This window comes from Clostridium sp. (genome assembly GCF_022482905.1).
Lineage (GTDB): Bacteria > Bacillota > Clostridia > Clostridiales > Clostridiaceae > Clostridium_B.
Genome location: NZ_JAKVOI010000001.1, coordinates 2,777,438 through 2,800,304, shown reverse-complemented (window position 1 = coordinate 2,800,304; position 22,867 = coordinate 2,777,438). Strand labels below are relative to the sequence as shown.

The 22,867-nt window shown below is 34.8% G+C and carries 26 protein-coding genes; 25 read left to right on the top strand and 1 reads right to left on the bottom strand.

Translation table 11 applies throughout. The features are described 5' to 3' along the window. Positions 1 to 23 precede the first annotated feature (23 nt). From LKE46_RS13755 to rho, 3 genes are all read left to right on the top strand, one after another. Complete coding sequence (locus LKE46_RS13755; protein ID WP_291723456.1) at positions 24 to 332, top strand: ribose-5-phosphate isomerase; 309 nt, start codon at positions 24 to 26, stop codon at positions 330 to 332. Between the two features lie 195 nt (positions 333 to 527). Next, the gene (locus tag LKE46_RS13750; protein ID WP_291723455.1) at positions 528 to 2,135 is read left to right on the top strand and encodes a CTP synthase; all 1,608 of its coding nucleotides are present in this window, start codon (positions 528 to 530) and stop codon (positions 2,133 to 2,135) included. Between the two features lie 354 nt (positions 2,136 to 2,489). After that, positions 2,490 to 3,938 (top strand): transcription termination factor Rho, encoded by a 1,449-nt coding sequence (gene rho / locus LKE46_RS13745; protein ID WP_434735219.1) that lies wholly within the window; start codon positions 2,490 to 2,492, stop codon positions 3,936 to 3,938. Between the two features lie 76 nt (positions 3,939 to 4,014). On the opposite strand, the gene rpmE is transcribed toward rho, so the two are convergent. Further along, complete coding sequence (gene rpmE / locus LKE46_RS13740; RefSeq protein ID WP_291723453.1) at positions 4,015 to 4,227, bottom strand: 50S ribosomal protein L31; 213 nt, start codon at positions 4,225 to 4,227, stop codon at positions 4,015 to 4,017. A gap of 183 nt (positions 4,228 to 4,410) precedes the next feature. Between rpmE and LKE46_RS13735 the strand changes: the two genes are divergently transcribed. From LKE46_RS13735 to atpD, 22 genes are all read left to right on the top strand, one after another. After that, entirely contained in the window at positions 4,411 to 5,007 is a 597-nt protein-coding gene (locus LKE46_RS13735) for a thymidine kinase (protein WP_291723452.1), read from the top strand. Continuing rightward, the gene (locus LKE46_RS13730; RefSeq protein WP_291723451.1) at positions 5,007 to 5,930 is read left to right on the top strand and encodes a DUF1385 domain-containing protein; all 924 of its coding nucleotides are present in this window, start codon (positions 5,007 to 5,009) and stop codon (positions 5,928 to 5,930) included. Before LKE46_RS13735 ends, LKE46_RS13730 begins: the two co-directional genes overlap by 1 nt. 30 nt (positions 5,931 to 5,960) lie before the next feature. Beyond that, the gene (prmC, locus tag LKE46_RS13725) at positions 5,961 to 6,824 is read left to right on the top strand and encodes a peptide chain release factor N(5)-glutamine methyltransferase (protein WP_291723450.1); all 864 of its coding nucleotides are present in this window, start codon (positions 5,961 to 5,963) and stop codon (positions 6,822 to 6,824) included. 87 nt (positions 6,825 to 6,911) lie between these two features. Further along, on the top strand, positions 6,912 to 7,982 hold the full coding sequence (prfA, locus tag LKE46_RS13720; RefSeq protein ID WP_291723449.1) for a peptide chain release factor 1: 1,071 nt from the start codon (positions 6,912 to 6,914) through the stop codon (positions 7,980 to 7,982). 39 nt (positions 7,983 to 8,021) lie between these two features. Continuing rightward, entirely contained in the window at positions 8,022 to 8,648 is a 627-nt protein-coding gene (locus tag LKE46_RS13715) for a hypothetical protein (protein ID WP_291723448.1), read from the top strand. A 46-nt stretch (positions 8,649 to 8,694) separates the two neighbouring features. Continuing rightward, the gene (locus LKE46_RS13710) at positions 8,695 to 9,429 is read left to right on the top strand and encodes a ZIP family metal transporter (protein ID WP_434735196.1); all 735 of its coding nucleotides are present in this window, start codon (positions 8,695 to 8,697) and stop codon (positions 9,427 to 9,429) included. A 39-nt stretch (positions 9,430 to 9,468) separates the two neighbouring features. Further along, a complete protein-coding gene (locus LKE46_RS13705) occupies positions 9,469 to 10,521 on the top strand; it encodes an L-threonylcarbamoyladenylate synthase (RefSeq protein ID WP_291723446.1) in 1,053 nt (350 codons plus the stop codon). A 35-nt stretch (positions 10,522 to 10,556) separates the two neighbouring features. After that, a complete protein-coding gene (locus tag LKE46_RS13700; RefSeq protein ID WP_291723443.1) occupies positions 10,557 to 11,015 on the top strand; it encodes a low molecular weight protein arginine phosphatase in 459 nt (152 codons plus the stop codon). A gap of 94 nt (positions 11,016 to 11,109) precedes the next feature. Then, complete coding sequence (rpiB, locus tag LKE46_RS13695; RefSeq protein ID WP_291723440.1) at positions 11,110 to 11,559, top strand: ribose 5-phosphate isomerase B; 450 nt, start codon at positions 11,110 to 11,112, stop codon at positions 11,557 to 11,559. Positions 11,560 to 11,586: 27 nt separating this feature from the next. Further along, the gene (gene upp / locus LKE46_RS13690; protein WP_291723436.1) at positions 11,587 to 12,216 is read left to right on the top strand and encodes a uracil phosphoribosyltransferase; all 630 of its coding nucleotides are present in this window, start codon (positions 11,587 to 11,589) and stop codon (positions 12,214 to 12,216) included. 121 nt (positions 12,217 to 12,337) lie between these two features. Continuing rightward, on the top strand, positions 12,338 to 12,751 hold the full coding sequence (locus LKE46_RS13685; protein ID WP_291723433.1) for a deoxycytidylate deaminase: 414 nt from the start codon (positions 12,338 to 12,340) through the stop codon (positions 12,749 to 12,751). A 28-nt stretch (positions 12,752 to 12,779) separates the two neighbouring features. Then, entirely contained in the window at positions 12,780 to 13,808 is a 1,029-nt protein-coding gene (locus tag LKE46_RS13680; protein ID WP_291723430.1) for a glycosyltransferase family 4 protein, read from the top strand. A gap of 45 nt (positions 13,809 to 13,853) precedes the next feature. Next, positions 13,854 to 15,014, top strand: a complete 1,161-nt coding sequence (gene wecB / locus LKE46_RS13675) for a non-hydrolyzing UDP-N-acetylglucosamine 2-epimerase (RefSeq protein WP_291723426.1) — start codon at positions 13,854 to 13,856, stop codon at positions 15,012 to 15,014. A gap of 219 nt (positions 15,015 to 15,233) precedes the next feature. Then, entirely contained in the window at positions 15,234 to 16,421 is a 1,188-nt protein-coding gene (locus tag LKE46_RS13670) for an acetyl-CoA C-acetyltransferase (RefSeq protein WP_291723424.1), read from the top strand. 194 nt (positions 16,422 to 16,615) lie between these two features. Beyond that, complete coding sequence (locus LKE46_RS13665; protein ID WP_291723421.1) at positions 16,616 to 16,978, top strand: ATP synthase subunit I; 363 nt, start codon at positions 16,616 to 16,618, stop codon at positions 16,976 to 16,978. A 17-nt stretch (positions 16,979 to 16,995) separates the two neighbouring features. Continuing rightward, complete coding sequence (locus LKE46_RS13660) at positions 16,996 to 17,679, top strand: F0F1 ATP synthase subunit A (RefSeq protein WP_291723417.1); 684 nt, start codon at positions 16,996 to 16,998, stop codon at positions 17,677 to 17,679. Positions 17,680 to 17,718: 39 nt separating this feature from the next. Beyond that, positions 17,719 to 17,964, top strand: coding sequence for an ATP synthase F0 subunit C (gene atpE / locus LKE46_RS13655; protein ID WP_291723414.1), 246 nt, complete (start codon positions 17,719 to 17,721; stop codon positions 17,962 to 17,964). A 56-nt stretch (positions 17,965 to 18,020) separates the two neighbouring features. Then, complete coding sequence (locus tag LKE46_RS13650; RefSeq protein ID WP_291723411.1) at positions 18,021 to 18,500, top strand: F0F1 ATP synthase subunit B; 480 nt, start codon at positions 18,021 to 18,023, stop codon at positions 18,498 to 18,500. A gap of 2 nt (positions 18,501 to 18,502) precedes the next feature. After that, positions 18,503 to 19,042, top strand: coding sequence for a F0F1 ATP synthase subunit delta (locus tag LKE46_RS13645; protein ID WP_291723408.1), 540 nt, complete (start codon positions 18,503 to 18,505; stop codon positions 19,040 to 19,042). 10 nt (positions 19,043 to 19,052) lie between these two features. Then, positions 19,053 to 20,567, top strand: a complete 1,515-nt coding sequence (gene atpA / locus LKE46_RS13640) for a F0F1 ATP synthase subunit alpha (protein ID WP_291723405.1) — start codon at positions 19,053 to 19,055, stop codon at positions 20,565 to 20,567. A gap of 24 nt (positions 20,568 to 20,591) precedes the next feature. After that, positions 20,592 to 21,437, top strand: coding sequence for an ATP synthase F1 subunit gamma (atpG, locus tag LKE46_RS13635; RefSeq protein ID WP_291723403.1), 846 nt, complete (start codon positions 20,592 to 20,594; stop codon positions 21,435 to 21,437). A gap of 12 nt (positions 21,438 to 21,449) precedes the next feature. Further along, positions 21,450 to 22,844 (top strand): F0F1 ATP synthase subunit beta, encoded by a 1,395-nt coding sequence (atpD, locus tag LKE46_RS13630; protein WP_291723399.1) that lies wholly within the window; start codon positions 21,450 to 21,452, stop codon positions 22,842 to 22,844. Positions 22,845 to 22,867: the final 23 nt, after the last annotated feature.

The following is a 22,867-nucleotide window of genomic DNA, read 5'->3' as shown; positions in this document are numbered from 1 at the left end:
TTAATTATAGGGGAAGATTAACTATGAATAAGTACTTTAATAATAAAGAAAAGGCTTACTATGCTATAATTGATATATTGCGTGAATACAAAGGTTTAACTAAAAATGAATTATTTCAGATATTAAAAGATAATGATTGCAGACATCTTTTTTTCCTTTTGATTAAAAAATACGGATGCTTTGATCTGGAACTGTTGAAAAAAGATTTGCCATCTATAAGTAAAAACAAGTTAAACAATAATATAAAAAGAGCAGAAGAAAAATTACTGTTTAATAAAAAGATAAGAAATATGTATTTTGAAGCTGAAGAATTGATAGATAAAATTAAATAACAAAAACCCCTAGCATATACTAATATAATATGCTATTATATTAGGTATGTTAAAAAGGATAGTACATTAACATTATATTATTTGGGTGACTTTCATTATAGCACCAGCAAAATATTTTGTCAATAGTAACTTCTAAGAATGTTAAGACCTAACAATACAAAACAGGGGGTGAATACTGCATAAAGCAGGAATTTTATGAGCACAAAATATATATTTGTAACTGGAGGAGTAGTATCTTCACTTGGAAAGGGAATAACTGCAGCTTCTCTGGGAAGACTTTTAAAAAATAGAGGACTTAAAGTTTCAATTCAAAAATTTGACCCATACATAAATGTAGATCCTGGAACTATGAGCCCATATCAGCATGGAGAAGTTTTTGTAACAGATGATGGTGCGGAGACAGATCTGGATCTGGGACACTATGAAAGATTTATAGATGAGAGTTTGGGCAAAAATAATAATGTAACAACAGGCAAGATATACTGGTCTGTAATATCAAAGGAGAGAAAAGGGGAGTATCTTGGAAGTACAGTCCAGGTAATACCTCATATAACAAATGAAATAAAATCAAGGGTATACAAAGTAGCCGAAGAAAAACATGAAGATGTTGTAATAACTGAAATAGGAGGAACTATAGGAGATATAGAATCCCTTCCATTTCTGGAGGCTATAAGACAGATAAAATATGATGTGGGTATAGAAAATGTATGCTTTATTCATGTTACGCTGGTTCCATATTTGAAAAAGTCGGGAGAATTAAAAACGAAGCCGACGCAGCATTCTGTAAAAGAACTTAGAAGTATAGGAATTCAACCTGATATAATAGTGTGCAGGTCTGAAAAAGAGCTTTCCTCTGATTTAAAAGAAAAAATAGCCTTGTTTTGTGATGTAGATAGAGATTCTGTTATACAGAATCTAGATGCCCAGAATTTATATGAAGTCCCGCTTATGCTTCATAAGGAAGGTTTGGACAGCCTGGTATGTAAAAAACTAGGTTTGAAGTGCAGTGATATAGACAATACTGAATGGATTGATATGGTAGATAGGATAAAGAATTTATCGAAAAGTGTGACCATAGGACTTGTAGGAAAATATGTAGAACTCCATGATGCATACATATCTGTAGTTGAGGCATTGAATCATGGAGGATATGCCAATAATGCACATATAAATGTTAAATGGATAAACTCAGAGGATGTTACAAGGGACAATGCAGGTGAATATTTAAAAGATGTAGATGGAGTCTTAGTCCCTGGAGGATTTGGTGATAGAGGAATAGAAGGTAAAATAGAATCCGTAAGGTGGGCTAGAGAAAACAAAGTCCCATTTTTGGGAATATGCCTTGGAATGCAGTGTGCAGTAATTGAGTTTTCAAGGAATGTAATTGGTTATGAAGGAGCACACAGCTCAGAAATAGACCCGGATACAAAATATCCCGTAATAGACTTAATGCCAGATCAGAAAAATATGGATCAAAAAGGCGGTACTATGCGTCTGGGAGCTTATCCATGTAAACTGTTGAAAGAAAGTAATTCATTTAAAGCTTATAATGAAGAAATAATACATGAAAGGCACAGACATAGATATGAGTTTAATAATGAATACAAAGAAGCACTTTCTAAGGCAGGACTTGTGATTTCAGGAATAAGTCCTGATTTAAGATTGGTTGAGATTGTTGAAATCAGAAATCATCCATGGTTTGTAGCTGTACAATTTCATCCTGAATTAAAATCAAGACCCAATAGACCACATCCATTGTTTAGGGATTTTATTGCAGCAGCTCTATATAACATGTCTAAGTAATTCTTTCCTGAATAATTAAAAGTTGGGATATCTAAGTTAAGTTATCCCAGCTTGTTGATTATTTTTACTAAATTTAATTAATACTATTGATTATTGTATATGATAATAATATCATAGAAAGTAAGTACAGTACTTATCTTTTATGATGTTGATTTGTTCTTACAGCATATTAATTGTGAAACTTTGTAAAAGGTTTATTTTATTATATTTCCACTTCAATATAAAATTTTCTTAAATCTAAAATATAGAATTCTAGAAATGTTTTAATTTCTATCGGAATTTTCCCGGAGATTATATAAGGTTAATAATGAGAGGTGTTACTTTTTGATTAATAAAGATAGAGAGTTGGACAGTATGAAATTGGTAGAACTTAAAAAGATTGCAAGAGAACTGGGAATGAAAGATGCTTATAAATATAAAAAAGCAGAATTGATTGAAGAGATAAAAAGATTATCTCCAGTTTCTATAGAAAGGGATGGGGTTATACTTAGAGAAAAAATAAGTCCAAAAAGCGAAGCTATACATCAAGATGAAAAAGCAGAGAAAGTAGAATCGGATGAAGGAAAATATCCGGAAATAAAGCAGGAAAAGGAAGAAAAGAAAGAAGATTTGAAGGAAAATGGCGAGCATAAAAAAGAAAAGCTAAAGGAAATGATAAATGAATCGGATAGTGCAAAGGGAGTACTTGAAATTATTGAGAACAACAATTATGGATTCTTGAGAGGGAAAAATTATTTAACAGGACCGAATGATATATATGTTTCTCCATCCCAGATAAGGAGGTTTAATTTAAGAACAGGTGATGAAGTTATAGGAAAAGTTAGAACTCCAAAAGAAGGAGAGAAGTTCAAAGCGCTTTTGTATGTTGAAAGGGTAAATGGAGAAAATCCAGAGAGGGCAGTCGGAAGAAAACCATTTGAAACCCTTACTCCTATATATCCAAATGAAAGAATAAAATTGGAAACAGGAAGTTCTGAATTGTCTACGAGACTTATGGATATAATGTCACCGCTCGGGAAAGGACAGAGGGGAATTATAGTAGCACCCCCTAAAGCGGGGAAAACTACCCTTCTAAAAAAGATAGCACAGAGCATATCTATAAATAATCCAAAAATAAAATTGATAGTGGTGCTTATAGACGAAAGGCCGGAAGAAGTTACAGACATGCAGAGATCAATCCGTGGAGAAGTAATATATTCCACATTTGACGAAGAACCTGAACATCACACGAAGGTAGCCTATATGGTACTTGAAAGGGCAAAAAGAATGGTGGAGCAGGGACAGGATGTTGTAATACTTTTGGACAGCATAACAAGACTTTCAAGAGCATATAATTTAACTATAACCCCAACAGGGAGAACCCTTTCAGGAGGACTGGATCCGGGGGCGCTTATAATGCCTAAAAAATTCTTCGGTGCAGCGAGAAATATAGAAGAAGGTGGAAGCCTTACAATTCTTGCCACAGCTTTGATTGAGACTGGAAGCAGAATGGACGATATGATATTTGAAGAGTTTAAAGGTACAGGTAATATGGAAGTCCATCTCGACAGAAAACTTCAGGAAAGAAGAATATTTCCTGCTATTGATATATACAAGTCAGGAACGAGACGAGAAGATCTCTTGTTTAAAACCCAGGAAGAAAAAGATTGTGCTTTCAATATAAGAAAGATTTTATATGATGAAAATAATACTCAGAATATCACAGAACAGCTTATAAATCTTTTGACTAAAACTAAAGACAATAGAGAATTTATACAATTTGCCAGCAAAATAGATATGAATAAAAAATTAGCAAAAAAATAAACAGCGTGGAATATAATAATAAAACCTGACCTTAATTTTTAGATAAGGTCAGGTTTTAAAAAGCCTAAGCAACAAATTACTGTTCATTTTTTAAATTGAATTTCTTTAAGAACTTATCAACTCTTCCGCCTGCATCAACTAATTTCTGCTTACCAGTGAAGAATGGATGGCACTTAGAGCATATTTCCACTTTCAACTCCTTTTTAGTTGAGCCGGTTGTGAAAGTGTTTCCACATGCACACTTAACTACAGCATCATGGTAGTATTCTGGATGTATGCCTTTTTTCATGTTTTTCACCTCTTTCAAATCAAACGCAATTATCACATTAACCTCTAAATTATAGCATGCCTTTTATATCAAGTCAATAAACATTTTCAGACATTTTTTATAAAATAAATACTTTAATAAATCAATCTGGTTTGTTAAAATAATATTTGTTTAATATTATAGAATTAAAAAAGAGGTAATTTTATGAGCAAGTTGTATTTTAGGTATGGAGCTATGAATTGCGGAAAATCTACAAATTTATTACAGGTAGCATACAATTATGAGGAGCGCGGAATGAAGGTTGTTCTAATAAAGGCGCATACAGATACAAAAGGCGAGGATAAAATTGTATCAAGACTTGGATTCTCAAGAAAGGTTGACATATTAGTTGATAAAAGTGATGATATTAGGTATATTATAAAAAAGCGGAATAATAAAAGAGGAAATATAGACTGTATACTTGTAGATGAAGTACAGTTTTTAAAAAAAGAACATATAGACCAATTGTTTAAAATAGCGGTATTGGATGATATTCCCGTGATATGTTATGGAATTAGAACTGACTTCCAGATGAATGGATTTGAAGGAAGTGAAAGGCTATTACTTCTGGCTCACAGCCTGGAAGAGTTGAAAACCATATGCAAATGCGGCAGAAAGGCTATATTTAATGGCAGAAAAGTAAATGGAAAATTTGTATTTGAAGGAAGGCAGATAGCTATAGACAAAAAAGATAATATTGAATATGAGTCTCTGTGCGGAAAATGTTATTTTAAGTATAAATCTCAAAATGGGGTGATATAATGTCAAGAACAACATCAGTTGGTGGTCAAGCAGTTATAGAAGGAGTTATGATGAGAGGACTTAATGGAGTTGCTACTGCAGTTAGAAAACCCGATGGTGAAATTGTGGTTGATAGAAAAGACAGTGTACCTTATAATAAGAGAAATAGGTTTCTGGCACTTCCTATTATAAGGGGATTTGTGGGATTGATAGAGTCACTTGTAATAGGAATAACAACTCTTAATTATTCAGCTTCATTTTTTGAAGAAGAAGAGCAGCCAGGTAAATTTGATAACTGGTTTGAAAGTGTATTTAAAGATAAAAGTGATGATGTACTTCTTGGAATTACTGTTTGTATATCTCTTGCTATAGCTGTTATACTTTTTTTTATATTTCCAACTTTTCTTGCAAATATATTTAAAAGATTTAATGTGGAGAGCAGTATTGGATTGAATATAATAGAAGGTATAATAAGAGTAGCCATATTTTTGCTGTATATTTATCTTATTGGGAAAATACCGGATATAAATAGATTATTTCAGTATCACGGTGCAGAGCATAAGACTATATTTTGCTATGAAAATGAAGCTGACCTTACACCTAAAAATGCAAAGAAATTTGAAAGACTTCATCCGAGATGTGGTACTAATTTTTTATTTTTGGTTATGATAGTAAGTATAATATTGTTTTCATTGACAGGGTGGAGCAATATATGGGAAAGGATATTGTATAGAATAATTTTATTGCCGATAGTTTCCGGAATAACCTACGAATTGATAAAATGGATGGGCAGAAGCCATAGCATGTTATCAAGATTCCTTGCCTACCCAGGGCTCATGCTTCAGAAATTAACTACGAGAGAACCGGATTACAAACAATTGGAAGTGGCTATAGCGGCATTGAAATGTGCTGAAGGAATGAAAAGTGACGAAGAAGATATATAAAACTAATTTTATCTGAAATGGAGAAGTAAAATGGAGAAGTTAAGAAATAAGGTAGGGGAACTTTTGACTTACGGGTATGAAAGCTTAAAAAGGAAGAACATAGATAGCTATAGATTGGATGCAGAATTATTGCTTGGAAAAGTTCTGGGAAAGGATAAGCTTTTTTTATTGATAAATAGAGATTATGAAGTGGAAGACGAGGATATAAAAGAGTATTACGAACTTTTGAATTTGAGAGAAAAAAGGATGCCTGTAAAGTATATATTAGGTGAATGTGAATTTATGGGATTGAATTTTTACGTAAAACAGGGAGTCTTAATTCCAAGACCGGATACAGAAACACTTGTTGAAGAGGCAATTGAGAAAATAAAATATAATGGATTTATCAAAATATGTGATGCGTGCTGCGGGAGTGGGGCAATTGGTATATCAATTGCCAAATTGATTGAGGATGTTCGTGTAATCTGCTGTGATAAATTTCCAGAGGCCTGTGAAGTTACAAAAGAAAATATAAGAAAATTTTCTCTTGAAAATAGAGTCCAAATTGTGAGAAGTGATTTATTGCAGAGCTTCATATTGGAGAATGAAAAATTTGATATTATAGTATGTAATCCACCTTATATCAAGGAAGATGTCATATCCACACTTATGAGTGATGTAAGAGATTATGAGCCTTATGAAGCTCTATGCGGAGGAAAAGATGGCCTTAAATTTTACAGAAAGATAGTGTCACAAAGTTTGGAACTACTTGATACAAATGGAATGATCATGTTTGAGATAGGATATGATGAAAGACAGGAGGTAGAAGAAATACTCAAAAATAATGGATTTTCAGATATCCAGAGTAAGAAGGATCTGGCAGGAAGGGACAGAGTAGTACTTGGAAAATTATAGAAAAAATATAGTATAAATGTTGGTGCATATAAGAATAGTATGATATAATAATAAATTGTGAAAATATTTATACGGAGTGATAAAAATATGTTGGAAAGACTTGATTTTATAGAGAACAAATATGAAGAACTGTCTATAAAAATAAGTGATCCTGCTGTTATGAAGGATCAAAAAGAATGGCAGAAGTTATGCAAAGAACATGCAGATATGGAAATAATAGTTTCCAAATATAGAGAATACAAGAAGGCAAAACAGGATCTGGCCGACAATAAGGAAATGCTCAAAGAGGAAACGGACAGAGAGATGAGGGATATGGAGCAGGAAGAGATAAAATCACTTACAGAAAAAATAGAGAAAAGTGAAGATGAATTGAGAATACTGCTTCTCCCTAAAGATCCCAATGATGACAAAAATGTATTTGTGGAAATAAGAGGTGGCGCAGGAGGAGAAGAAGCGGCCCTATTTGCAGCCAATCTTACAAGAATGTATACCAGGTATGCTGAAAGAAAGGGCTGGAACGTAGAGACAATAAGTCTGAATGCTACGGATATCGGCGGTTTCAAGGAAATAGTATTCATGGTAAAAGGGAAAGGTGCTTACAGCAGGTTAAAATATGAGAGCGGAACGCACAGAGTTCAGAGAGTACCGGATACTGAATCAAGTGGCAGGATTCATACTTCAACGGCAACTGTAGCAGTACTTCCGGAAGTTGATGATGTAGATATAGTAGTAAATTCAAATGATATAAGAATAGATGTATTTAGAGCATCTGGACATGGAGGACAGTGTGTAAATACTACGGATTCCGCAGTAAGAATTACGCATATACCTACAGGCATTGTAGTTTCCTGCCAGGATGAAAAATCCCAGCTCAAAAACAAGGAAAAAGCCATGAAGGTTTTAAAATCTAGGCTTTATGAAATGGCAGAGAATGAAAGAAATGCAAGCATAGCAGAAGACAGGAGAAATCAGGTAGGGACAGGTGACAGAAGTGAGAGAATAAGAACTTATAATTTCCCTCAAGGTAGAATTACAGATCACAGGATAAGCTTAACCTTATACAAATTGGACTCATTTTTGGATGGAGACATTGACGAAGTTATTGATGCACTTATAACTGCAGATCAGGCAAAGAAGATGGAATCTATAGGAAAATAGAGAGGAGTTGAAAACCGTTATTCAAACTAACGGGTAATTATGAATATAGATAGAGCCATAAATAAGCAAAAAAGATCTTATAAGATATTTATGCTTTTTATGAGCTTTATTTTTTTTATGTTACCAGCTGTTTTCGCGATGTCTGGAAAGTTTAATCTGTTTTACATGATTTATCTTATGATTATAGAAGTTCTTATATTTTTAGCTGTTATAATAAAGATAAATAATGAGTCTTTAAAGTTTGAATCTGATGGATACAAATTAAAAATAATTATAGGTATAAGTAGGCATAAAATAAACGTAATATGTAATAAGGTTATTTTGGTTCATGTAGAGAAATATCCATATAACAATAGAGAATCAGGCGACTTTAAAATTATTGTCCTGGCAACTTCGCAATTCAGAAGCAGCAGAATGATTCCTGTAAATCTGGAATTTTTAAAAAGGCATCCATGTACGGCTTTTAACTATAACAGGATAAAGATAATATATCCGGAACAAAAATTTTATTATACGATAATTAAGAGGGCAGGTATAAAGAAATATCCATTATTGGATGTTATATATAGAAATTGTGTACATGCACATTTTACAGAAGAAACTATAGATGAAATAAAATATTATAGAGAGAATTCTGAAAAGTATAATTTTACCTATAGGGAATGATAAATAAACATGAAGCAGCATACATATAGAATATAATCAATAATATATGGGTGGTTTTTTGAATATCAGTATTGCAAATATTGTAATTGTTGGAAGCGCCGTATCGCTTATAGGTACGATGATTGGAGCATCTCTAGGCGTAATAGTGAAAAAGCCCTCCAACAGGTTTATAGGTACAATAGTCGGCTTTGCAGCAGGATTGATGCTTTCTATAGTTGTATTTGATTTAATACCGGAAGCGATTATGACATGGGATTTTTTTAATACTATAATATGTGCCGTCCTAGGTGCATGTATTATGGCGGCAATTGACAGCAGGATAAAAATAGATCATATTAATAAACATATAAAAGTAGCATTTATGGCGGCCGTAGGACTTATGATTCATAATTTTCCGGAAGGTATAATAATGGGCTGTGGATTTAGAGCTGGAGGAAGCCTTGGAATAAAGATGTGCCTTATAATTGCAATCCACGATATACCGGAGGGACTTGCTGTTTCGGCACCCCTCATGTCATCCAGAATAAAAAAAGCAAAGATACTTTTATATGCTTTTATTACGGCATTCCCTACCGCTGTAGGAACGTTTTTCGGGGCATTTATTGCCGGAATATCCAATAATGTACTGGGTATTTGTCTTTCGTCTGCAGCTGGCATAATGCTGTATGTAGTATGTGGAGAGATGATACCTGAATCTTCGAAATTGTGGGAAGGGGTGGCAAGTACCTTTGGGGTACTGATCGGAATAATTCTTGGACTCATAATTGTACATGTATTGTAATTGTATAATTTCTTTAAAATAAAAGGATGGTAATGATTTATGGATACAAAAGTTAAATTATTGGATGAAGAAAATATCGATGCTGATATTATAGAAGAAGCAGGAAGCGTTATAAAGGAAGGCGGTCTTGTAGTATTTCCTACAGAAACTGTATATGGATTGGGAGCCAATGCACTTGATGCCAGTGCTGTAAGGAAAATATTTCAAGCCAAGGGAAGGCCGCAGGATAATCCTCTTATAGTACATATATCAGATATGGAAGAAATAGAACCTTTGGTAAGATACATATCACCGGCAGCTAGAAAATTTATGGATGCATTCTGGCCGGGTCCCATGACTTTGATACTTCCAAAAACTGAGTTGATTCCAGATGTTACAAGTGCCGGACTTTCAAGTATAGGTATAAGGATGCCATCCAATAAAATAGCACGTGTATTGATAAAGGCAGCAAATGTACCGATTGCAGCACCATCTGCCAATATATCAGGAAGGCCAAGTCCTACGGATGTAGAAAGATGTATTGAGGACCTTGAAGGAAAGGTGGATTATATTTTAGGTGGAGATATGTGCGAATTTGGAGTGGAGTCTACGGTCATTGACTGTACTGTAAGTCCCAGCTGTATATTGAGGCCTGGCAGGATAACTCTTGAAATGCTGAAAAAGATTGAAGAAGATGCATATATTGATCCTGCCATTATGAAAAAGCCTGATGGAAAAATAAAACCAAAGGCACCTGGTATGAAATACAGACATTATGCACCCAAAGCCAAGGTGAAAATAGTTAGGGGAGATTTGAAAAAAACTATTGCAAAAATTAATGAAATGGTGCAGAATTATATAGATGAAAATAAAGAGGTAGGCATAATTGCTACCGATGAAACTAAACTTTACTACAAAGATGCACTTGTAATATCCCTTGGAAGCAGGAAGAACATGATAGAGGTGTCCAAAAATTTATTTGAAACTCTAAGACGTTTTGATGACAGCAATGTAGATATTATAATTTCAGAGGCATTCTATGAAAAGGGCATGGGTGTTGCTGTAATGAACAGACTTCAGAAATCTGCCGGGTTTGATATTACGGAAGTTTAAGTGTTATATTCAATTTGAAAGTGGTGATGATTGCGTTGAAAAAAATTCTATTTGTATGTACAGGCAACACTTGTAGAAGCTGTATGGCTGAAGCAATATTCAATAAGTTCTGTGATATGGATGGTATGACAGCGTATTCAGCCGGTGTATCTGTAGTACCAGAAAGTGAAGCTTCTTATAATGCAGCATATATTGTTAAAAGATATATAAATGAAGACATAATTAATAGAAAGGCAGTTCAGCTTACTGAATATATGTTGGAAAGTTCAAGCCTCATTTTTACGATGACCGGGTATATAAAGGATGTACTTGTTAAAAAGTTTCCTGACTTTGATTATAAGATATTTACATTAAAAGAGGCTGTTATGCAGAAAGGTGATATAGTAGACCCTTTTGGTGGCGATATAATGGAGTATGAAGCTGCGTATAGAGATCTTGAGGAGTGTATTTTGGTATTACTGAAAAAATTAAAAGAAGATACAGGCATTGCTTAATGTTTTTATCTTCTTTTTTTGCGGGATTTGTCAGAAAGATTTTTATTTTTTAAATGTATTTTGTTGTAATTCAATAAATTTGGGAGGTGCTTTTATGAAAATTGCAATAGGAAGTGATCATGCTGGATTTCCTCTAAAAAAGGAAATAATGAAACATCTGGAAGCTAGAAATATAGAATTTAAGGACTTTGGAACTTTTTCAGAGGATTCCTGTGATTATCCGGATTATGGACAGAAGGTTGGAGAAGAAGTTGCATCTAAAAACTATGAATTTGGAATATTGGTGTGTGGAACAGGTATAGGAATAAGTATAGCGGCAAATAAAATCCCGGGAGTAAGAGCGGCACTTTGTGGAGATACATTTAGTGCACATGCATGTCGTGAACATAATAATGCAAATATATTGGCACTTGGAGAGAGAATTGTAGGTGTTGGACTTGCTTTGGACATAGTAGATACGTTCTTGAATGCAAAATTTCAGGGAGGAAGACACGAAAGACGAGTTAATAAAATCACTGCGATTGAAAATAAGTACATTAAATAAGAAATACAATAAGGAGAGTAATTGTAAATGAGTAAAGTAACACAGATAACACATCCGCTTATATTACATAAATTAGCTTTTATAAGAGATAAAAATACAGGCTCGAAAGACTTCAGGGAACTTGTAGAGGAAGTAGCTATGCTTATGGCATATGAAGTAACAAGGGATTTCCAGACAGAAGATGTTGAAATAGAAACACCTATATGCAAAACTACATGCAAGATGCTGTCAGGGAAGAAAGTTGCAATAGTACCGATACTCAGGGCGGGACTTGGAATGGTTGGAGGAATGTTAAAGCTTATTCCTGCTGCAAAGGTTGGACATATAGGGCTTTATAGAGATGAGAAGACGTTACAACCAGTAGAATATTTCTGCAAATTGCCTCAGGATATTGGAGAAAGAGAAGTAATTGTAACAGATCCAATGCTTGCTACAGGAGGCTCATCCAGCGATGCAATATCTCTTCTGAAGAAAAAGGGAGCAAAAAATATAAGGCTTATGTGCCTGATTGCTGCTCCAGAAGGAATAAAAAAAGTTACAGAAACTCACCCTGATGTAGATGTATATATAGGTGCCCTGGATGAAAAATTAAATGAAAATGGGTATATAATACCTGGACTTGGAGATGCAGGCGACAGACTCTACGGTACCAAGTGATTGGATTTTTAAGACTCTTGATGGATTCGAGGGTCTTAAATTTTAAAGATTTCAGGATTCCTTTAAAAAAATGGCTTTATAGTTTATAATTAATATAGTTTTTAAACTGAGGAGAAATTTTATGAGAAAAGATTGGGATAATTATTTTATGGATATTGCATTTAAAGTTGCTGAAAGAAGTACGTGTCCAAGATTACATGTAGGAGCCGTCCTTGTTAAAAATAAAAGAATTAAAGGGACTGGTTATAATGGCAGTCCCAGAGGATTGGATCATTGTGATGCTGTTGGATGTCTCATGAAAGACAATCATTGTATAAGAACTATTCATGCAGAAGTTAACTGCCTTTTGGAAGTATGTCCCGATGATAGGGAAAATTCTACCATCTATGTTACGCACATGCCTTGTCCGGAATGTCAAAAACTTATAATAACCTGTGGAGTGAGCAGGGTTGTATTTTGCGAGGACTATTCCCCTGAAATCAACTGGTTCAAATACGCACCGCATATAAAACTGAAAAAGGTAGCAAAAGAATAACATGAGATATGATGAGGAAGGTTAACTAATGGATAACATATACATATTGGCGATAATTTCAGCAGTAATTTCATGTGTGCTTACACCGATTGTAAGAAAAATTGCGCTGAAACTTAACGTTATTGACATACCCAAGGACAATAGACGAGTACATAATAAGCCGATGCCGCTTTTGGGCGGACTGGCTATATATTTTTCCTTTATAATAACACTTATATTCAATAGGGGAGATCTGACCAATTCTGAAATTGGTTTGATATTGGGTGCAACCATAATAGTAATAGGTGGAGTACTGGATGACAAATATAATATAAAACCCTGGTGTAAACTTCTGTTTCAGATATCATCTGCTCTTGTTTTAATATTTTTTGGAATAAGAATAACCATTGTGACAAATCCTGTAAGTAACGTTTATCAGTTTATAAATGTAGGATATATGTATATTCCTCTTACTATAATATGGGTAGTGGGAATAACAAATGCCATGAATCTCATTGATGGGCTTGATGGATTGGCAGCAGGAGTGTCATTTATATCGGCTGTTACACTTTTTATCATATCAATTTTAAATGGCAGAAATGAGGCTGCTATGCTGACAATCATACTTTCAGGCTCAATAATAGGTTTCCTGCCATACAATTTTAATCCTGCTGTAATATTTATGGGTGACACAGGAGCACAACTTCTGGGATTCATGCTGGCATCCATATCAATAGAAGGAGCAATAAAGTCAGCGGCGGCATTTTCCATTGCAGTTCCAATACTTGCATTGGGTATACCCATCTATGATACATTGTTTGCCATGATAAGAAGGAAGATAAATGGCAGACCCATTATGCAGGCTGATAGAGGACATCTGCATCACAGATTGCTTGATATGGGATTAACTCAGAGACAGTCAGTCATGATAATGTATATAATAAGTATTATTTTAGGGAGTTTTTCCATAATCGCCATGCAAATTAATCCACAGAGGTCTTACTTTGTTCTGGCAGGAGTTATGGTAGTACTTGTTGTAATTGCCTGGAAGGTTGGATTTTTTAAACATAAAGATTGACATTTCAATATAAAATGTGGACCTGTAGAAAATGGAGGTATATATATGAGAATGTTGAAAACTATAACCATATTTGGTACAAGACCCGAAGCAATAAAGATGGCCCCACTTGTAAGGGAACTTGAAAAAAGAGAGTACATAACCAATAAAGTATGTGTTACGGCACAGCACAGGCAGATGCTGGATCAAGTATTGAATTTATTTGGCATAAACCCGGATTTTGACCTGAACATAATGAAAAACAAGCAGACATTGACAGGAATAACAACGAAGGTACTTGAAGGACTTGAAGAAATATTTATAGAAGAAAAACCAGATCTTGTTCTGGTACATGGAGATACCACTACAACCTTTGCAGGGGCCTTGGCTGCATTTTACAAAAAAATCAAGGTGGGCCATGTTGAAGCCGGGCTTAGAACCTATAACAAATATTTCCCATTTCCGGAGGAGATGAATAGAAAACTTACAGGTGCCATAGCAGATCTTCACTTTGCCCCTACTCCAAAATCCAAATATAATCTTTTGCGGGAAGGAATTTGTGAAAGTCAAATATTTGTAACTGGAAATACAGTTATAGATGCTATGAATGTTACAATAAATCCCAGTTATGAATTTAACAATAATAGATTGAATCAAATAGATTATAAAAATAATAAAGTTATAATGGTAACAGCACATAGAAGAGAGAACTGGGGAGCTGGAATAGAAAATATCTGCAGGGCTCTAAAAACTGTAGTACAGCAGAACAAGGATGTAGAACTAGTATATCTGGTACACTTGAATCCAGTGGTAAAGGATGTAGTATACAAGATATTAGGGGATCAGGGCAGGGTATATCTATTTCCACCGCTTGATACAGATGAGACTCATAATTTAATGAACAAGTGCTATATGGTTATGACTGATTCCGGCGGGCTTCAAGAAGAAGCACCACACTTAGGGAAACCTGTACTTGTTTTAAGAAATGTTACAGAAAGACCTGAGGCAGTAGAAGCTGGTACGGTAAAACTTGTGGGGACTTCAGAGGAGATGATAGTTAAAAGTGCCAACGAACTTATAAGAAATCCAGATGAATATGAAAGAATGAGCAGAGCAATAAATCCATATGGTGATGGAAAGGCCTCAATAAGAATCGTCGATGCAATATTGGACTATTTTGGTATTGAGAAGGGAAAATACAATGAGTTCAATTATTTAAACAAATAATTGAATTAATTATTGCAAATGCTTTTTAAATAGTGTAACATGTAAATAGATTTATATAACATATTTGACAAAATCCAATTTCCTCAAATGGGGTACTAAAAAACTTTGTGTTTTTTTTAACAAAAATATTGATAAATTTTTAATTATCGAGTATAATGAAATTGTTAACAGACAAGTTTGTAATTTATTAAAATTTTAAAATAAATAGGAGGATTAGTCATGAGTGAAGTAGTTATTGCAAGTGCAGCTAGAACAGCTATTGGTAAATTTGGAGGAAGCTTGAAAGGTGTTTCAGCTCCAGATTTAGGTGCCCTAGTTATAAAAGAAGCAATAAAAAGAGCCAACATAAAACCAGAAGATGTAGATGAAGTTGTATTGGGAAATGTATTACAGGCAGGACTTGGACAAAATCCAGCAAGACAAGCATTGATAAAAGCAGATATTCCAAACACGGTTCCAGCTTTTACAATAAACAAGGTTTGTGGTTCAGGTCTTAGATCAGTAAGCTTGGCAGCACAGTTAATAAAGGCCGGTGATGATGATATCGTTGTAGCTGGTGGAATGGAAAATATGTCTGCAGCTCCTTATGTGCTTCCAACTACAAGATGGGGACAAAGAATGTTTGATGGTAAAATAATAGATGAAATGGTAAAAGATGGTCTGTGGGATGCTTTCTATAATTACCACATGGGTATGACAGCTGAAAATGTAGCAGAAAAATGGGGAATAACAAGAGAACAGCAGGACGAATTTTCAGCATCATCACAGCAGAAGGCAGAAGCAGCAATAAAAGCTGGAAAATTCAAGGATGAAATAGTTCCAGTAGTTATTAAGGATAGAAAAAAGGGAGAAATAGTATTTGACACTGATGAATTCCCTAGATTTGGAACAACTGCAGAATCACTGGCAAAATTGAAACCAGCATTCAAGAAAGACGGTGGGACTGTTACTGCAGGTAATGCTTCAGGTATAAATGATGCTGCAGCAGCTCTAGTTGTTATGAGTGCAGAAAAAGCAAAAGAACTAGGAATAAAACCTCTTGCAAAAATAGTTTCTTATGGTTCAAAGGGACTTGATCCTCAAATAATGGGATATGGACCGTTCTATGCTACAAAACTGGCACTAGAAAAAGCTAACTTAACTGTAGAAGACTTGGATCTGATCGAAGCGAATGAAGCTTTTGCAGCACAGAGTTTGGCAGTTGCCAAGGATCTGAAATTTGATATGAGCAAGGTAAATGTAAATGGTGGTGCAGTTGCTCTTGGACATCCAATTGGAGCTTCTGGTGCAAGAATACTTACTACTCTTCTTTATGAAATGAAGAAAAGAGATTCAAAATATGGACTGGCTACACTGTGCATAGGTGGAGGAATGGGAACAGCCATAATAGTAGAAAATTACAAGTAGTATAAAGAAATAACATATAATATTCCAAATGGAAAAAGCAAACCGAGCAACAATTGGTTTGCTTTTCTATTTATTTCTGATAAAATTAATTTATTAAACAAAATATGAACAAGTTTGAAATAAAGCTTTTAAATTGTATCTTAAAGGTATATAATTTTATTAATTACACCATTACATCTAAGCGGAGGAGCCTGATGAATAAAGATATTTTGAACATGGTAAAAAAAGTATCCATAATTAATTTGATGATTGGTATAGTTGCAGCTTTTATCATACAGATATTATTCAAGAATTTTGGGTTATTTGTGATGATAGGGATGATTACGGCTGTATTTAATTTTTTTATTAATAGTCAGGCAGGAGAACTGATATTTAAAAGATTTAGAAATTCGTCGGTATCTCTGTACATAATAAGTTTTTTTATAAGAATTGGAATTGCTGCAGGGATAGGATATGCTGTTTTTATGTACAATAAATATGATGCAGTTGCGTATTTATTTGGATATACTTCTCATTTAATGGGAATATATGTATACTCAGTCATTAAAAATAATTAAAGAAGGGATGTGATGAAATGGAAAGCTTTTCACCATTGTTTGTAATACATATTGGTTCTTTCAATGTTGGGATAACATCTAGTATTATTGTACAATGGATTATTATTTTGATCTTAGCGATTCTTGCAAAAGTTTTTACAGCAAACATGAAGAAAATACCCGACAAAAAACAGAGTGTTGTTGAAATCATATTTGAATCAATAAAAAATCTTGTTGAAGATAATATGGGGAAGGAATATAGGCCTTATATACCCTACATAGGGACGCTGGCTATATATATAATAGCAATTAACATTCTTCCATTGATTGTCGGGGTAAGATCTCCAAGCGAAGATTTAAGCGTTGCAGTTGGACTGGCACTTATAACTTTTGTATTGGTTCAATTCAATGCTATCAAGAAAATTGGATTGAAGGGATATTTTGTTGCCTATTCTAAGCCTGTAGTACCCTTATTGCCCCTTAACATTATAGAAAGGGTGGTTCTTCCAGTTTCATTGAGTTTGCGACTATTTGGGAATTTAACTGCAGGTGCTGTAATTGTGGGGATGGTATATGGTGGATTAAGCCATATAGGGTGGTTTGCACAGTTCTTAGTGCCCATACCTTTCCATGCTTTCTTTGATTTATTTGATGGATCGATTCAAATGATAGTATTTGTTATGCTTACGATGATGAACATAAAGGTTATAGCTGAAGAGTAGCAATGAGCTATTTATTATATTTTAAGGAGGATTTTTATTATGAATTTGGATGCACAGTCATTTATATCAGGTATGGCAGCTATTGGAGCAGGTTTAGCCGCTATAGGATGCCTTGGAGGAGGTATCGGAGTTGGTAATGCTGCAGGAAAAGCAGTTGAGGGAGTATCAAGACAGCCTGAGGCAAGCGGTAAAATATTAAGCACTTTCTTTGTAAGTGCGGCTTTATCAGAAGTAACTGCTATTTATGCTCTGTTGATAGCTCTCATTTTGGTATTCAAAGTCTGATCAATATACCTCACCAACTTATGTTGATATTTTAGAGGGGAGGAATCAGTTTCAATATGGAAGTTAATTTAAGTAGGATTATTATAACAATAATAAATTTTATTGTACTGTATTTTATTTTGAGACACTTCTTTTTCAGGCCAATTGACAACAGTATTACGAACAGGACAGAAGGGATTGCTTCTCAAATTAGAAATGCCGATGAAAATGAAAAAAAGTCTCAGAAACTTCTGGCTGAACACCAGAAACTTTTGAGTAATTCGAAGCAGGAAGGCAAGTCCATTGTAGAAGACTATAAAAATAAGGCTGATAGAGTTTCTGAGGACATAATAAAAGATGCACAGAAGGAAGCCTCAATAATAATAACCAGAGCAAAGACTGAAGCCGATAGGGAAAAAGAAAAAGCACAGGATGAAATAAAAAATCAGGTTGTAGATCTGGCTCTTATTGTATCATCAAAGGCTTTGGAAGGATCTATCGATGAAAAGCAGCATAGAAAACTTATCGAAGATTTTATAGCTAAGGTAGGTATCTGACTATGTATGAATATTTAAATAGGAGATATGCTCTTGCACTTTACAAAATAGGAGAAGAAAAAGGCAAGGTGGAAGAATATCTTGAACAGTTAAAACAAGTTGTATCAATAATAGAAGCAAATTCTGCATTTGTGGAGATCATTAAGGATCCTGAAATAAGTACACTGGAAAAGAAAAATATGTTTACCGATGTATTTAAAGATAAGATCGATGATGATGTATTTTCATTCTTGTTGATTCTTATAGAAAAAGGAAGAATCAATGACATTGGGGGAAAGCTTAGAGAGATGGAAAACATATATCTTGAAAAGCACGATACCGTTGTTGCGAAAGTAAAAACAGTCATTCCTCTAACAGATGATGAAAGAAAGACACTTAAAGACAAGTTGGAAAAAAAATTCAACAAAAAGGTTTTAATAAAATCAGAATTGGATCCATCTATAATAGGTGGCGTGTATATCAATATAGACAATCAGGTTATGGATGGAACTATAAAATCAAAACTTTCTGAAATGAAGAAAATAATGCTTAGGAAAGATTAGAGGTGAGCCTATGAACATAAAGCCTGAAGAAATAACTTCAATTATAAAAAATGAAATACAGAAATATGAAAAGAAAATAGAAACAGTTGATTCAGGTACAATAATTCAAATCGGTGATGGTATTGCCAGGGTTTATGGCCTTAACAAATGTATGGCCAATGAACTTCTAGAGTTTCCAAATGGTGTTTATGGTATGTCTCTGAACCTTGAACAGGATAATGTAGGTTGTGTCCTTTTAGGTTCCGAGAATGGAATAAAAGAGGGAGATATAGTCAAAAGCACGGGTAAGGTTGTAGAAGTTCCAGTAGGGGAGAATATTATTGGAAGAGTAATAAATTCACTTGGGCAGCCCATTGATGGCAAGGGCCCTGTCGTAACTTCACAAACCAGGCCGGTGGATGTTGTAGCTCCGGGAGTTATAACAAGGCAGTCTGTCAAGGAGCCTCTCCAGACCGGACTCAAGGCTATAGATTCAATGATACCAATTGGAAAAGGCCAAAGGGAATTGATTATAGGAGACAGACAGACAGGTAAAACGGCAATTGCAATAGATACTATAATCAATCAAAAAGGAAAAGATGTAATATGTATATATGTAGCTATAGGACAGAAACAGTCAACTGTAGCCCATATAGTAAATGACCTGACAGAAATGGGTGCCATGGATTACACTATAATAGTATCAGCTACGGCATCGGATTCGGCACCGCTTCAATATATTGCGCCTTATGCCGGATGTACTATAGGCGAGTACTTTATGAACAAAGGAAAAGATGTACTTATAGTTTATGATGACCTGTCAAAACATGCCGTTGCATACAGAGAAATGTCATTATTGCTTCGTAGACCACCAGGAAGAGAAGCGTATCCAGGTGATGTATTTTACCTGCATTCAAGACTGCTTGAAAGAGCTGCAAAACTTTCTGATAAACTAGGAGGAGGATCTCTTACGGCACTTCCTATAATAGAGACTATGGCAGGGGATGTTACTGCATACATACCAACAAATGTTATCTCTATTACAGATGGACAGATATTTCTTGAAACGGAACTTTTTTATGCAGGACAAAGGCCGGCTATAAATGCAGGAATATCGGTATCCCGAGTTGGTGGTAATGCACAAATCAAGGCAATGAAACAGGTAGCAGGTACACTTAGACTTGATCTTGCACAATACAGAGAACTTGCGTCATTTGCACAATTTGGTTCTGATCTTGATAAAGAGTCAATGAGGAGACTTGAAAAAGGAAAAAGATTGACGGAAATATTAAAACAGCCTCAATATAAACCAATGCCTGTAGAAAATCAGATAATAATATTATTTGCAGCTGGTAGAAACTACCTTATGGATATCCCGGTAGATAAAATTGTTCAGTTTGAGAATGAATTTCTTGAATACATGGATACTCATCATAAGGAGATAGGACAGGAAATATCAGATAAAAAAGTCATATCTGATGAGTTGAGTGATAAGCTGGGAAGTGCTATAGAGGAATTCAAAAAAATATTTTTAGCAGAGGTATAGAGTTTCCTTTGCGGGAGGTGAAATATGGCAGGAGCAGGACTTGTTGCAATAAAAAGAAGGATTAAATCCATAACTAGTACGCAAAAAATAACAAATGCCATGTCACTTATTGCTACTGCTAATCTTAGAAAGGTTAGAAAAAAGCTTGAAATCAACAATACTTATTCTAAACTGTTCAGTGATATTGTGCAGAAAATTGCTTCGGAAGATTGGGATGGAAGTATTTATACCAATGGCAATAAAAGCAATAAGAAGCTTTATATATGTCTGAATTCAGACACAGGGCTTTGTGGAGGATTTAATAACAATGTTGTGAGTGGGCTTGATGCTGAAATTTCGAAAGACAGGGAAAATTGTGTTTTAATAGCAGTAGGACAGAAGGGAAGAATGTATTTTAAAAAGCTTCACTATGTTACCGAAGCAGAATATGTGGATATTTCTGATGTTCCTACTGTGAGAGAGGCAAGTACCATAGTATATAAAGTGTTTGATCTCTATAAAAGTGGTAAGGTTGGTGAGATAAATATAGCATACACCAAGTTTATTTCAACAATTAAGCAGGAGGTAATTGTTGAAAAGCTGCTTCCTATAAAAGCTGATAGAGAAAACCAGAATTTTGTAAAAGTTGAACCTGGTGTGGCAGAGATAATCGAAGACACAGTATTTCTGCATTTAAAACAAAAGGTTCTTAATTGTATGATGAATTCAAAGGCAAGTGAACAGGCTTCCAGAATGACTGCAATGGATGGTTCAACTAAAAATGCCAATGACTTGTTGGAAAGTTTAAATCTTAAATATAATAGAGAGAGGCAAACTGCTATAACTCAGGAAATAACTGAGATAGTTGGAGGAGCAGAAGCACTCAAGTAAGGAGGGATATTAATGCCTAACATAGGCAAAGTTGTTCAGGTTATAGGACCTGTTGTTGATATAAAATTCAAACCGGAAAACCTTCCTAATATATACAATGCTATAAATATACAGTGCAAAGATAGAATGGTTGTTACAGAAGTAGCCCAGCATTTGGGAGATGACATAGTAAGAACTATATCGATGCAAAGTACAGATGGCTTGATGAGAAATATGGATGCTGTTGATACTGGTTCACCTATATCTGTACCTGTAGGGGAAGTCGTTTTGGGAAGGCTTTTTAACATGCTGGGACAGCCAATTGATCAAAAAGGAGACGTAAATGCAGATAAAAAATATCCTATTCATAGAGCGGCCCCAAGTTTTGAAGACCAATCGGTAAAACCGGAAATGTTTGAGACTGGTATTAAGGTCATAGATCTTCTTGCACCATATCAAAAAGGTGGAAAGATAGGTTTATTTGGTGGAGCGGGTGTCGGCAAGACAGTACTTATACAGGAACTTATAAACAATATTGCAAAGCAGCATGGTGGATTATCTGTATTTACAGGTGTTGGAGAGAGAACAAGGGAAGGTAATGACCTCTATTATGAAATGCAGGAATCTGGAGTTATAAATAAAACTGCACTTGTGTTTGGACAGATGAATGAACCACCGGGAGCAAGGATGAGAGTTGCACTTACAGGACTTACCATGTCGGAATATTTCAGGGATCAAGGTCAGGATGTGCTTTTGTTTATAGATAATATATTCAGATTTACACAGGCCGGCTCTGAAGTTTCGGCACTTCTTGGAAGAATACCTAGTGCTGTTGGTTATCAGCCTACACTTGCTACTGAGATGGGAGCTCTTCAGGAAAGAATAACATCCACAAAACAAGGGTCTATTACGTCTGTTCAGGCAGTATATGTTCCTGCAGATGATTTGACTGACCCTGCACCGGCAACAACATTTACACATCTTGATGCAACGACAGTTCTTTCAAGGGCTATATCGGAAATTGGTATTTATCCTGCAGTTGACCCGCTTGGTTCTACTTCCAGGATACTTGATCCAAGAGTTGTAGGCAAGGAACACTATGAAGTTGCGTCAAATGTTAAACATGTACTTGAAAGATATAGTGAACTTCAGGATATTATAGCAATACTTGGTGTAGATGAGCTTTCGGAAGAAGATAGACTGGTTGTTGTGAGAGCTAGAAGAATCCAAAGATTTTTATCACAGCCATTTTCAGTTGCAGAACAGTTTACGGGATATAAAGGTAAATATGTTCCTATAAAGGAAACTATAAGAGGATTCAAGGAAATCATGGAAGGCAAATATGATGATTTGCCGGAAACGGCATTTTTGTTCAAAGGAAGCATAGATGAAGTAATTGAGGCTGCTAAAAGTATGAACAAAAACTGATAGGCTAAATCAATTCGTAAAAA